Source organism: Streptomyces sp. NBC_01428 (assembly GCF_036231965.1).
In the GTDB taxonomy this organism is placed as follows: Bacteria; Actinomycetota; Actinomycetes; order Streptomycetales; family Streptomycetaceae; genus Streptomyces.
This window is the reverse complement of sequence record NZ_CP109499.1, coordinates 7,178,595-7,190,850: the sequence shown is the minus strand read 5'-3', so window position 1 is coordinate 7,190,850 and position 12,256 is coordinate 7,178,595. Positions and strand designations below refer to the sequence as shown.

Annotated in this window: 11 protein-coding genes; 5 read left to right on the top strand and 6 right to left on the bottom strand. The window is 72.6% G+C overall.

Going from position 1 to position 12,256, the window contains the following annotated elements; genetic code table 11:
• Positions 1-50 precede the first annotated feature (50 nt).
• From OG406_RS31150 to OG406_RS31140, 3 genes are all read right to left on the bottom strand, one after another.
• Positions 51-2,315, bottom strand: coding sequence for a molybdopterin oxidoreductase family protein (locus tag OG406_RS31150; RefSeq protein WP_329188949.1), 2,265 nt, complete (start codon positions 2,313-2,315; stop codon positions 51-53).
• A gap of 89 nt (positions 2,316-2,404) precedes the next feature.
• The gene (locus OG406_RS31145) at positions 2,405-3,022 is read right to left on the bottom strand and encodes a TetR/AcrR family transcriptional regulator (RefSeq protein ID WP_081223559.1); all 618 of its coding nucleotides are present in this window, start codon (positions 3,020-3,022) and stop codon (positions 2,405-2,407) included.
• Positions 3,019-3,639 (bottom strand): nuclear transport factor 2 family protein, encoded by a 621-nt coding sequence (locus OG406_RS31140; RefSeq protein ID WP_329188948.1) that lies wholly within the window; start codon positions 3,637-3,639, stop codon positions 3,019-3,021. Before OG406_RS31140 ends, OG406_RS31145 begins: the two co-directional genes overlap by 4 nt.
• Before the next feature lie 224 nt (positions 3,640-3,863).
• On the opposite strand from OG406_RS31140, the gene hmgA reads away from it, so the two are divergent.
• The 4 genes from hmgA to OG406_RS31120 all read left to right on the top strand — a co-directional run bounded on the left by hmgA (position 3,864) and on the right by OG406_RS31120 (position 8,578).
• Positions 3,864-5,210, top strand: a complete 1,347-nt coding sequence (gene hmgA / locus OG406_RS31135) for a homogentisate 1,2-dioxygenase (protein WP_266854636.1) — start codon at positions 3,864-3,866, stop codon at positions 5,208-5,210.
• A 49-nt stretch (positions 5,211-5,259) separates the two neighbouring features.
• Positions 5,260-6,009, top strand: a complete 750-nt coding sequence (locus OG406_RS31130) for a GntR family transcriptional regulator (protein WP_164372542.1) — start codon at positions 5,260-5,262, stop codon at positions 6,007-6,009.
• Positions 6,010-6,050: 41 nt separating this feature from the next.
• Positions 6,051-7,268: a type ISP restriction/modification enzyme gene (locus OG406_RS31125; RefSeq protein WP_329188947.1), complete on the top strand. Its 1,218-nt coding sequence runs from the start codon at positions 6,051-6,053 to the stop codon at positions 7,266-7,268.
• A gap of 113 nt (positions 7,269-7,381) precedes the next feature.
• Complete coding sequence (locus tag OG406_RS31120; protein WP_329188946.1) at positions 7,382-8,578, top strand: CaiB/BaiF CoA transferase family protein; 1,197 nt, start codon at positions 7,382-7,384, stop codon at positions 8,576-8,578.
• A gap of 155 nt (positions 8,579-8,733) precedes the next feature.
• Here OG406_RS31120 and OG406_RS31115 read toward each other — a convergent pair whose 3' ends face one another.
• The 3 genes from OG406_RS31115 to OG406_RS31105 form a co-directional block, all read right to left on the bottom strand.
• Positions 8,734-9,003, bottom strand: coding sequence for a hypothetical protein (locus tag OG406_RS31115; protein WP_081223564.1), 270 nt, complete (start codon positions 9,001-9,003; stop codon positions 8,734-8,736).
• Between the two features lie 115 nt (positions 9,004-9,118).
• The gene (locus tag OG406_RS31110) at positions 9,119-9,910 is read right to left on the bottom strand and encodes an anti-sigma factor (protein WP_164372545.1); all 792 of its coding nucleotides are present in this window, start codon (positions 9,908-9,910) and stop codon (positions 9,119-9,121) included.
• Positions 9,907-10,449: a sigma-70 family RNA polymerase sigma factor gene (locus tag OG406_RS31105; RefSeq protein WP_081223566.1), complete on the bottom strand. Its 543-nt coding sequence runs from the start codon at positions 10,447-10,449 to the stop codon at positions 9,907-9,909. Before OG406_RS31105 ends, OG406_RS31110 begins: the two co-directional genes overlap by 4 nt.
• A 229-nt stretch (positions 10,450-10,678) precedes the next feature.
• On the opposite strand from OG406_RS31105, the gene OG406_RS31100 reads away from it, so the two are divergent.
• On the top strand, positions 10,679-12,214 hold the full coding sequence (locus OG406_RS31100) for a DUF4331 domain-containing protein (protein ID WP_164372546.1): 1,536 nt from the start codon (positions 10,679-10,681) through the stop codon (positions 12,212-12,214).
• Positions 12,215-12,256: the final 42 nt, after the last annotated feature.

Genomic DNA, 12,256 nt, shown 5'->3' with positions numbered 1-12,256 from the left:
AAAGCGTTAACAAGATGTTGACACGCGAGCAATAAGCGCAGAACTCCAGGTCACAGCGATGGGCCGGCCGCGAGTTCGACGGGAACGCCGTTGAGCACCGCCGTGCCGGACAGGGGGTCGAGCAGCGAGCCGTCGAGCAACTGGTTGACGTTCACGCCGGGGTCGAGGGCCGCGTGGCTCATCCGGGTGCCGGGCCGGTCGTGGCCCCAGCCGTGCGGAAGGCTCACGACGCCGCGCCGTACCGTGTCGGTGATCTCCGCGGGGGCGGTCACCTCTCCCCCGGCGCCCTTGACGCGGACCGCGGCGCCGTCGGCCAGTCCGAGCCGGGCGGCGTCGTCCGGGTGGATGTGCAGCGTGCAGCGGTTCGAACCGCCGGTCAGGGCGGGCACGTTGTGCATCCAGCTGTTGTTGGAGCGCAGATGGCGGCGGCCGACGAGCACGATTCCGGCCGGACGTTCGCGGAGCGCCGCGCGCAGGCGCGGCAGGTCGGCGGCGATCGGTCCGGGCAGCAGCTCGATCCTTCCGCTGCGGGTCTTCAGCCGCTGCGGCACGCGGGGCGCGAGGGGTCCGAGGTCGATGCCGTGCGGGTGCGCGAGCAGCCTGTCCAGGGTCAGACCGTCCTCCCGCGCGCCGAAGCCGTCGCCGTACGGGCCGAGGCGCAGCATCATGTCGAGCCGGCGTTCCGGGCCGTTCTCGCCGGTCAGCGCGGCGGCGAGTTCCAGCGGGTCGCGGCCGTGCACCGGTGAGGCGGTGTCGCCGACCGCCTTGCCCAGGGTGCTGTCGATGACCATCGTGTCGACGGCGGACGGGTCGGCGCCGTGCATGCCGGTCGCGGCGAGGACGAGCCGGGCGAGGATCTCGGTCTCCGCCATGCGGCCCTCCTCCAGCGGGACGGCGGGCCTGTTGTAGCGGACCTGGTTGCGGACCGCGAGGGTGTTGAACGCGAAGTCGTGGTGCGCGCCCTGGGAGGGCGGGGGCGGCGGCAGGACGACGTGGGCGTGGCGCGAGGTCTCGTTCAGGTAGGGGTCGACGCTGACCATGAAGTCCAGGGAGCCGAGCGCCTTGTCGAGCCGGAGGCCGTCGGGCGCGGAGAGGACGGGGTTGGCGGCGACGGCGATGACGGCCCGGACCGGACTGCCCTCCGGTGTGGCGGTGTCGATCTCCTCCGCCAGGGAGGCCAGCGGCAGTTCGCCCTTGGCCTCGGGGTGCCGGCTGACCCGGCTGTGCCAGCGGCCGAGCGCGAAGCCGTGGCCGGGTCCCGCGGGGCGCGGTGCCCGGTCGGTGGCGGCCAGCGGGAAGAGGGCACCGCCGGGCCGGTCGAGGTTGCCGGTGAGGATGTTGAGCACGTCCACGAGCCAGCTGGCGAGGGTGCCGTGCGGGACGGTGCAGCTGCCGATCCGGGCGTAGACGGCGGCGGTGGGCGCGGCGGCCAGCTCGCGCGCCAGTTCGCGGATGGTGCCGGCGTCCACGTCGCAGGCCGCGCTCGCCGCCTCGGGAGTGAAGTCCCGGAGCGCGTCCGGGAGTTCGTCGACCCCCTGGACGTGCGGTGCGAGTGCGCCGAGGTCGACGAGCTTCTCCTCGAAGAGGACATACGCCATCGCCGCGAGGAGGGTCGCGTCGGTGCCGGGGCGGATGGCCACGTGGCGGTCGGCGAGCTTGGCCGTTCGGGTCCGGCGCGGGTCGATGACGGTGAGCGTGCCGCCGCGGGCCCGCAGTGCCCGGAGCCGGCCGGGGAAGTCGGGGGCGGTGCACAGACTCCCGTTGGACTCCAGCGGGTTGGCGCCGATGAGGAGCAGGTGGTCGGTGTGGTCCAGGTCCGGGACGGGGATCGCGTTGGCGTCGCCGTACAGCAGGCCGCTCGACACGTGCTTGGGCATCTGGTCGACGGTGGAGGCGGTGAACACGCTGCGGGTGCGCAGCGCTCCGAGCAGGACCGGCGGATAGAGGGCGCCGGCCATGGTGTGCACGTTCGGGTTGCCGAGGACGACACCGACCGCGTCCGGCCCGTACCGCTCGATCACGGGGCGCAGCCCGGCGGCGACCGCGTCGAAGGCCTCCTCCCAGGTGGCCTCGCGCAGCTCGCCGTCCTCGCGGACGAGCGGGGTGCGCAGCCGGTCGGGGTCGCCGTCGGCCGCTCCGAAGGAGGCGCCCTTCGGGCAGATGAACCCCTTGCTGAACACGTCGTCGCGGTCGCCGCGGGCGCCGGTGACCCGGGTGCCCTCGATCGTCAGCGTGAGCCCGCAGGTGGCCTCGCAGAGGGGGCAGACGCGTACGGCGGTACGGGTGTCGGGGGTACTGCCGGCGGTGCGGGACACGGGTCCTCCCGGAGGGCGGTGACGTCGATGGCACGCGGACACCGCCGAGCATACCGACCGGTACGCACGGTGGGGAGGGACGGGCGGGCTCAGTCGAGGACGCGGCCCAGGTAGGCGCGCAGCAGTTCGCGCGTCTCGGCGATGATCCCCTCGTCGCCCTCGGGCGCGACCCGGAAGGCCAGGTGCACGAGGCTGTCGGCGCTCTCCACGGCGACCAGGAAGCAGCGGCGGAGGTTCTCGTCCGGGGTGCGGCCGAGGTAGCCGGAGAGCAGCTCGGTCAGGCGGTCGGCGACCCGGGTGTTGGGCTCGGCGTGGGAGGCGCCCACCGGGATCTGGTTCCCGAAGTCGACGAGGGAGAAGCCCGGGGCGGTGCGCTTCATGGCGAGGTACTCGTCGAGCACCGCGTCCATCGCGGCCCGCCAGCCCTGTCCGTCCGACTCCTCCAGGCGCCGGGTCACGCGCTCGGTGTAGAGCTCCAGGTTGCGCTGGGCGAGGGCGTCGGCCATGGCGCGCTTGTTGCCGAAGAAGCGGTAGACGGAGCCGATGGGCACACCGGCGCGCTGGGCCACGGCGCGGGTGCTGAGGTCGTCGTAGCCCACCTCGTCGAGGAGGTCGGCGCAGGCGTCGAGGATCCGGGTCAGTCGTTCTGCGCTGCGCCGCTGTACGGGCGCTCTGCGCAGCGAGGTCGCATGGGGCACGGTCTTCATGATGCCTTTCCGCCGGGGTCCGGTGAACCTCCCTCTTCACTACGTACCTCGGTGCCCTGCCCACTCATTCGCGCGCCCGGGCCCCCGGGCGGGGACGAGGACGCCGTCGCGGACGCGGAGCCGGGCGTCGACGCCGTGACGTCGGCGGTGCTCTCGACGGCCTCGCCGTGGACGGCCCACACCGTGCCGTCGTCCGCGTACAGCCGCGCGGTGACGTGGTGGGTGCCGTGCGGCACCAGCCGGCCTGCCAGGTGGTACTCGGCGGTGCGCAGCCGGGCGACGGAGCGGCCGTCGACGTAGAGACGGGCGATGCCCCGTCCGCCGACCGGCACGGTGCCCGCGCCCCTCGGCGAGAAGCGGAAGTTGTGGACGGTCAGGCGCACGTCCCAGCTGTCGACGGAGTCCGGCTGGATCTCGATCCCGACCTCTGGCGCGCCCTTCTCGTCCACGTCACGGTAGAGCCGTCCCTCCTCGTCCGCCTCGTCGAGCAACGTGCCCACGGGGGAGGCCGACACTCCGTCCTCCCGCCCGTGCGCATCACCGGTGCCGCAACCCGCGGGTCCGCCCAGCACGGCGCAGACCGCGAGCGCGGCGAACAGTCCACGCGTCCACCGCATGACGGGGAGCGTAGAACAAGGCTCCGACAGCCGGATCCCCCTGAAGTCGGGTTCTCGGCTCCGCGGGCAGGTCCTGGGGACTACGTCCGGGGAAGCCCTCGGCACGGCCGTCACGAGGGAGCGCGCCGGTGGCCGATCCCGTTCGGTGTCCGTCGCCGCCCTCTTGCGCGGGCGCAGACCGAATCCTACGGTGATACATAGGAATCAGGCGCGAGGGAGCGATCATGAGCGGGGACGCGAGGAAGACGGCCGAAGGGCTGGCCTACCTCTCCGGATTCGGCAACGAACACAGCTCGGAGGCGGTCCCGGGGGCCCTGCCGCACGGCCGCAACGCGCCGCAGCGCGCACCGCTCGGGCTGTACGCGGAGCAGCTCAGCGGCACCGCGTTCACCGAGCCGAGGGCGTCGAACCGGCGTTCGTGGCTGTACCGGATCCGCCCGTCGGCCGCGCACCCCGCGTTCACCCGCACGGGCAACGGCGCGCTGCGTACGGCGCCCTTCACGGAGGAGGTGCCCGACCCGAACCGGCTGCGCTGGAACCCGCTGCCCGAGCCTGCGGCGGGGACCGACTTCCTCGCGGGCCTGTGGACCCTCGGCGGCAACGGCGACGCGACGCAGCGCACCGGCGTCGCGGTGCACCTCTATCACGCCAATTCCTCGATGGAGCGGGTGTTCAGCGACGCCGACGGCGAGCTGCTCATCGTCCCCGAGCGGGGCGGTCTGCTGCTGCGCACCGAGTTCGGGCTGCTGCGGGTGGAGCCGGGTCATGTCGCGCTGATTCCCCGCGGGGTGCGCTTCCGGGTGGAGCTGCTGGACGGCGACTCCGCCGCGGCGGACGGACCGGCGGCGGGTGCCCGCGGCTACGTGTGCGAGAACTACGGGGCGCCGTTCCGGCTGCCCGACCTCGGCCCGATCGGCGCCAACGGCCTCGCCAACGCCCGCGACTTCCTGGCTCCGGTCGCCGCCTACGAGGACGTCGAGGGCCCGGTCGAGGTGGTCAACAAGTTCTGCGGCAACCTGTGGACGGCGACGTACGACCACTCCCCGCTCGACGTGGTCGCCTGGCACGGCAACCACGTGCCGTACGTGTACGACCTGCGCCGGTTCAACGTGATCGGCTCCATCAGCTACGACCACCCGGACCCCTCGATCTTCACGGTGCTGACCTCGCCGTCCGACACCCCGGGCCTCGCGGGCGTCGACTTCGTGGTGTTCGCGCCCCGCTGGCTGGTGGGCGAGGACACGTTCCGCCCTCCGTACTTCCACCGGAACGTGATGAGCGAGTACATGGGGCTCATCGAGGGCGCGTACGACGCGAAGGCGGAGGGCTTCGTGCCGGGCGGCGGTTCGCTGCACAACATGATGTCGGCGCACGGCCCCGACCAGGAGACGTTCGATCGGGCGAGCGCGGCCGAGCTGAGGCCGCAGAAGATCGACGACGGGCTGGCGTTCATGTTCGAGACACGCTGGCCGGTGACCGCGACGGCCCAGGCGGCCCGGGCGGAACACCTCCAGCGGGGGTACGACGACGTGTGGCAGGGCCTCCAGCGGCACTTCCGCGCGGACGACTGAGGCCCACCGGCCGTTGCCTTCCCCGCCCGCGACCGGTACGGATACCCTCGTGACCTCCTTCGCTCCGGACTCGATCGTCCTGAACCGCAAGCTGCCGCTCTGGTATCAGGTGTCGCAGTCCCTGCGCGCCTCGATACTCGGCCGCGCCCCCCAGGACCCCCTCCGTCTGCCCACCGAGGAGCAGTTGGCGGGCCACTACGGGGTGAGTGTGCTGACCATGCGGCAGGCGCTCAAGGAGCTGGAGGACGAGGGACTCATCACCCGGCACCGCCGGCGGGGAACGTTCATCGAGCCGAGCGCGCAGCGCGGCGCGCCCGTGCGGCTGCTCGGCTCGGTGGACGCGATCGTCGCCCAGCAGTCGGGCATGTCGACCGAGCTGCTGGACGAGGGCAAGGGACCCGTACCGGGTGAACTGGTCGAGTTCTTCCCGGACGTGGACGAGGTGGCGACGTACCACCGGCTGCGCGGGGACGAGGCGACCGGCGAGCCCACGAACCACGCGCGCAACTACCTGAGGACGGACCTGGCCGACCGCATCGACCGGGAGGACCTGATCCGCTGGCCCATGACGAAGGTACTGCGCGACGTGCTCGGGGTCGCCATCAGCAGGATCACCGACACCGTCGAGGCCCGGCTCGCGGATCCCGAGACGGCCCGGCTGCTCCAGGTCCCGCTGCTGAGCCCGATCCTGCGCTACACCGGCGTCACCTACGGCCAGGACGGGCGCGCGCTGGACGTGGCCGTCATCCACTACCGGGGCGACCGCTTCTCGTTCACGGTCACCCTCGACGCCCACTGAGCACGCGGTACGAGGGCGCCGCGCGACACCCTCGTCGTACGATGCCGAGCGTGACGCACGACGCCGCTCCGCTGCTCGCGGACCTCATGCCGTGGTCCGTCGCACCGCCGAGGCTGGGCCGGGGGTGGCCGACGGCCCCCGACGCGGCATCCCTGAAGGCGCGGTGGGACGCCCTCGTGAAGGCCGAAGGGCCGGACCGCGAGGCGCTGTTCGGGCCGACGCGTTCGCGCACGACGCACTCGGCGGTCGCCCAGCTGCCGGGCCAGTCGAGCGGGACGGGCCGGCTGGCCCGCGCCTCGGGCCCGTGCCCGGATCCGGTGCGGGTGCTGACCGCGCCCTTCGACGAGCAGTGGCTGATCCCGGACCACCGGCTGATCGACGCGGCGCGCCCCGAGTTGTGGCGGGTGGCGGGCGAGGGCCAGGTGTTCGCCGTCGAGCAGACGGTGGTGCCGGAGTCGCCGGGACCGGCGCTGCTGGCCACCTCCGTACTGCCGCTGGCCGCCGGCCGCGGCGGCCGGGTGCGCCCTCTGTACCGGCGTCCCGGAGGCGTCGAACCGAACCTGACGCCGGGCCTGTTGGAGCACCTCGCCACCCGGCTCGGCCACTCCCCCGACCCTCGGGACGTGCTCGCCTGGACGGTCGCGGTCGCCCGCCCGGGCCGGGACGGCTGTCGGGTCCCGCTCACCGCCGATCCCGAACTGTGGGCGTACGGCGTCGAGTCGGGGCGGCGGATGCTGTGGCTCATGTGCCGCGAGGGCGAGCGTCCCAAGCTCCCCGGCGGTAGGCGCCCGTACGTCCGCGCCCCCCTCACGGCCCTCCCTCACGCCGACACGGACCGCCCCGGAGGGCCGCTCCTCCTCGACCCGCGCTACGACCGGGACGAGGAGGCCCTGCTCCTCGGGGAGGGCAGGATCTCCCCGGTGCCGCCCGAGGCCTGGGACTTCGAGGTGGGCGGGGTGCGCGTGCTGGAGCAGTGGTTCACGGCCAGGACCGGGGTGGCCGAGCCGGGCACCCTGGAGGCGATCGGCCCCACCGCCTGGCCGCAGAGCTGGACGTCCGAACTCCTCGAACTCGTCACGGTGCTCGCCCTGCTCGCCGAACTGCTCCCCCTGCGGGCCGGCCTGCGCCTCCACTCCCCGATCACCCGGACCGAACTCGACGCGGCGGGCGTCCTCCCGGCCCCCGCCACGGCCCGCCGCCCCGCGTCCGTCCTGGACCATCACGAAGAGGGCCCGGAGGGGCAGTTCGCGCTCCTCTGACCGCACCCGCCCGCCCGGACCGACATCGCGGGACACGGACGGCCCGCGCTCCGTTCGGTCCCCTCGCCGCCCACGCATGACAAAGGTGTCGCCGAGGAGCCATGATCCACGGCATGCAGTCACAGCCTCTGCCCCTCGAAGGCATCACCGTCGTCGCCGTCGAACAAGCGGTCGCGGCTCCCTTCGCGACGCGTCAGCTCGCCGATCTCGGCGCCCGCGTCATCAAGGTCGAACGGATCGACGGCGGCGACTTCGCCCGCGGCTACGACTCCGCGGCCTCGGGTCTGGCCTCGCACTTCGTGTGGTGCAACCGCGGCAAGGAGTCCCTCGCCGTCGACCTGAAGGACCCGCGCGGGCTCGACGTCGTCCGCCGGCTCGTCGCGGACGCGGACGTGTTCGTGCAGAACCTCGCCCAGGGGGCGGCCGCCCGGCTCGGTCTGGACGCGGCGACCCTGTGCGCCGAGCATCCGCGGCTGATCGCCGTGGACATCTCGGGATACGGGCCGTCCGGACCGTACGCCGGCAAACGCGCGTACGACATGCTCGTGCAGTGCGAGGCGGGGCTCGTGTCCGTGACCGGGACACCCGAGCAGCCCGTGAAGGCGGGCATCCCCGCGGCCGACATCGCGGCGGCCATGTACGCGTTCTCCGGCGTCCTCGCGGCGCTGGTGCGGCGCGGCACGACCGGGCGGGGCGGCCCCGTGGAGGTGTCGATGCTGGACGCGCTGGCGGAGTGGATGGGCCATCCGCTGCACCACGCGATGCACGACGGCACCCCGCCGGAACGCACGGGTCTCGCGCACTCCGTCATCGTTCCCTACGACGTCTATTCGACGGCGGACGGCGGTCGGGTGCTGTTGTCGGTGCAGAACGACCGGGAGTGGCGCCGGCTCGCCCAACAGGTCCTGGGAACATCAGAGTTGGCGGATGATCCGGGGTACGCGACGAACCCGGCGCGGGTGGCGAACCGGGAGCGGGTGGACACGCTGGTGTCGAAGGCGCTGAGCGCGCTGGGCGCCGACGAGGCGGTGGCCCGCCTGGACGCGGCGGGTATCGCGTGCGCACGGCTGCGGGACGTACGGGAGGTCGCGGAGCATCCGCAGCTGGCGGCACGGAACCGGTGGCGGGACGTGGACTCGCCGGTCGGGCCGCTGCGGGCGCTGCTGCCTCCGATCACGCTGCCGGGCGGGGAGGAGGCGCGCATGGGGGCCGTCCCGCGGCTGGGTGAGCACACGGGCGTGGTGTTGCGGGGGCTGGGCATGACGGAGTCGGACGTCGCCGGGTTGCGGCGGGACGGAGTGGTGCGCTGACCGCGCGGCTCAGGGCGTGGGTGACCCGCGCTCCGGCCGTGGTGGCCACCGGGCGCCGCTGCCTGCCGTGGGGATGACGGACGCGGAAGGGCAGCGCTGCGCGGGTCGGTGGGTCACCGGAGCGCGGGTCGGGGAACGCCGGTGCCGACAGCCGCTCAGTGGCCGCCGAACAGCGAGCGACGCAGCCGCCTGAGCGGCGCGAACAGCGAGACCCGCCGCACGCGTGCGCTCCTGGAGCCGCTGTCGTGCGCGGTGTCACGTGCCGTGAGCTCGCGCATCAGCGACGTCGCCTCGACCGTCTCGCGTTGCGGTATGGCGGGACCGCCCAGCACCGCGAGATGGCGGTCGAGGCGCGAACTGGTCGCGCTGCTCCCGCACGTGATCGCAGGGACACGTGCCCTGCTGCGCACTGTTATCTGTTCCATGTCACTCCCCACCCGTACGAGTCCACCCGGCCCGGGCAGGCTAACCCTATCGCTCCCTCGTGGCACTCGTGTATCGCGGTCGCAGGATTCACCATCTCTGTAAGGGGGTTGACGGTTACTCTCCGAATCCGAGCGTTTCCAGGGCGAGTTGGACAATCGGCTGGCTGGTGGGCTGCGCTGACCCTCCGTGAGGTTCGACGGTCACAGCGAGTGACGTCGCGTCCGGGTTCAGTCCGTCGGCGATCAGGGGCGTGTCGCCGTCGAAGAGGCCGAGAGAGCGCGGTTTCCCTTCGGGGCGCATGAGCCACAGCTGGTGGACGCGTCCTCCGGAGGGGGTGCCGAGTCCGCTCGGTGTCACGACGGCGCGCCGCTCCGTGGCGGAGGCCACGACGCCGATCCCCCGCCCCCGCGCGTCCCGTTCACCGGTGGCCCGGGCGTCGGGTGCGGCGAGAACGTGGGCGATCTCACGTGCCTGGGCGCGCTGCTGGTCCAGACTCTCCTGTGTCCGCGCCGTCTGCACGGCGAACAGGGAGGCGACGACGAGGGCCGCGGCGGCCGTGGCCGTGGCGAGGGGGGCGAGCAGCGGGCGGAACCGGGGTGCGCGTGCCCGGGCGGGCGGTTCGACGGTCCGCGCGTGCGCGGTGCGCTCGCGGGGCGCCGGTTCCTGCGGGGTCGTGCGCACGGCGTACAGCACCCGCTCGCGCAGTGCGGCCGGCGGGGCCGCCGCCGTGGACCAGGCGAGGCGTACGGCGTCCTCGGTCAGCGCCCGGACCTCGTCGGCGCAGCGCTCGCAGCTCCTGAGGTGGCGTTCGAATCGGCGCCGCTCGTCGGCTTCCAGCGCGTCGAGGGCGTAGGGGGCGGCGAGGGAGTGCAGGTCACGGCCCAGCAGTCTGTCGAGGACACTCACGCGGCGCCTCCCAGGCAGTTGCGCAGGCGGGTCAGGCCGTCGCGCATCCGGGTCTTGACGGTGCCGAGGGGCAGCGAGAGCCGTTCGGCGACCTCCCGGTACGTGTAGCCGTCGTAGTAGGCGAGGGTGACGGACTGGCGCTGCAGGGTGGTGAGCCGGTCGAGGCAGCGGCGGACCCACTCGCGTTCGAGTCCCGCCTCCACCTCCTCGGCGACCTGGTCGAACGCGGGGTGGTGATGGCGCCGGCCCTCGCGCTGCTCGCGCTCGGTGGCCGCGCGGGCGCTGCGCACGCGGTCGACCGCGCGGCGGTGCGCGAGGGTGAGGATCCAGGACAGGGCGGTGCCGCGTCCCGGGTCGAACCGCGCGGCGGAGCGCCAGAGTTCGAGCAGCACCTCCTGCGACACCTCCTCCGACTGCGCGGGATCCCGCACGACGCGGCGCACCAGACCGAACACCGGCCCGGAGACCAGTGCGTACAGATCCTCGAACGCCCTCTGGTCGCCTCCGGCCACCCGTATCAGCAGCTCGTCAGCCTCCACGCGTCCCCCTCTCCGGACGTGCACGGTCCGCCCCCTCCCCTACCTGTTCGCAGCGAACGTCTCTCCGGATGGGTTACGGATCAGGAAGCCGAAAACGCGAGTCCGGCGCCGAGCAGTTCGACGTCGCCGCGAAACAGGCGTCGCAAACGCGTTTGAGATTCGACCAATCCGCCCCCACCACCGCTCCGAATGGCGTGCGTCAGGCAAGTTGGACATGAGGACGGACGGCATGACACCTATCTCCAGGAGCGGCGGGGGACGCAGGACTCTCGCGACCCTCGTATGCGGTGCGCTGGCCGCCGGGGCGCTCGCAGCCGCCGGCGTGACCGCGCTGCAACCGGGGGCGGCCTCCGCCTCCAGCCACCGGGAGGCCCCGCTGATCTCGGGCACTCCCCAGTACGACAACACCGACGTGTACGCGTTCGTGAGCCCGGACAAGCCCGACACGACGACCATCGTGGCGAACTGGATCCCCTTCGAGGAACCCGCGGGCGGGCCGAACTTCTATACGTTCGCCGACGACGCCCAGTACGACCTGCACATCGACAACAACGGTGACGCGCAGGGCGAGTTGATCTACCGCTACACCTTCAGGACGCACCGCAAGAACGGCGACACGTTCCTGTACAACACGGGTCCGGTCACCAGTCTCGACGACCCCGACCTGAACATCACGCAGACGTACGACATCGACCTGCTGCGGCTGCACGACCAGAAGCTGGTGTCGCGGACCAAGGTCGCGGACGACGTGCCGGTCGCGCCGTCGAACGTCGGCAAGGCGTCGATGCCGGACTACGCGAAGCTGCGCGGGCAGGCCGTGCACAAGCTGGCGGGCGGCTCCACGACGTTCGCCGGCCAGGCGGACGACCCCTTCTTCCTGGACCTGCGCGTCTTCGACCTGCTGTACGGCGGGAACCTGACGGAGGTCGGGCGGGACACGCTCAAGGGCTACAACGTCAACTCCATAGCCCTGCAGGTGCCGAACGACATGATCCGCGAGTCGGCGGGACAGCCGGTCGTCGGTATCTGGTCCACCACGCAGCGCAAGGACGCCCGCGGCGGCTACCGGCAGGTCTCCCGGCTCGGTATGCCGCTGGTGAACGAGGTCGTCAACCCGCAGAAGGACAAGGACAAGTTCAACGCGTCCGCGCCCTGGAACGACGCCCAGTTCCTGAAGAACGTGACCAACCCGGAGCTGCCGAAGCTCATCGAGGGGATCTACAAGATCAAGGCCCCGGCCGAGCCCCGCAACGACCTGGTCGACGTGTTCCTGAAGGGCGTCAAGGGCCTCAACCAGCCGCCCCACGTGCGTCCGGCGGAGGAACTGCGTCTCAACACCTCGGTCAAGCCGGCCATGCACCCCAAGCGGCTCGGCGTGCTCGACGGCGACAACGCGGGCTTCCCCAACGGACGTCGGCTCACCGACGACGTGATCGACGCCTCGCTCCAGGTTGTCGAGGGTGAACTCGTCGGTTCCAAGAACGACTTGGGCGACGCGGTCGACAAGAACGACAAGAAGTTCGAGAAGTACTTCCCGTACGTGGCCGAGCCCACCTCGGGTTCGCGCGGCGCCCTCGCCAAGGGCACCACCGACGGGACCGACGTGCGCAGCCAGCTGGGCGACGCGCTGCAGCCTGCCGGAGCCGACGGCGGCGGGACCGACACCGTGCTCGTCGCGGGCTCCGCGGCGGCGGGGGCCGCTGGAATCCTGCTCATCGGCACCGGCCTGCGCTGGTGGCGCCGCCGGTACGACCGGGCCTACTGACCCGGCCTCCCGACCGGCGCGGCCCGCACGGACCGAACCCCC

Bases quoted from the DNA above. Each gene is read 5' to 3' on its own strand.
- OG406_RS31145 (WP_081223559.1), bottom strand. From the start codon at position 3,022: ATGAAGACCGTGCCCCATGCGACCTCGCTGCGCAGAGCGCCCGTACAG.
- OG406_RS31140 (WP_329188948.1), bottom strand. From the start codon at position 3,639: ATGCGGTGGACGCGTGGACTGTTCGCCGCGCTCGCGGTCTGCGCCGTG.
- OG406_RS31120 (WP_329188946.1), top strand. From the start codon at position 7,382: ATGCAGTCACAGCCTCTGCCCCTCGAAGGCATCACCGTCGTCGCCGTC.
- OG406_RS31125 (WP_329188947.1), top strand. From the start codon at position 6,051: ATGCCGAGCGTGACGCACGACGCCGCTCCGCTGCTCGCGGACCTCATG.
- hmgA (WP_266854636.1), top strand. From the start codon at position 3,864: ATGAGCGGGGACGCGAGGAAGACGGCCGAAGGGCTGGCCTACCTCTCC.
- OG406_RS31115 (WP_081223564.1), bottom strand. From the start codon at position 9,003: ATGGAACAGATAACAGTGCGCAGCAGGGCACGTGTCCCTGCGATCACG.
- OG406_RS31100 (WP_164372546.1), top strand. From the start codon at position 10,679: ATGACACCTATCTCCAGGAGCGGCGGGGGACGCAGGACTCTCGCGACC.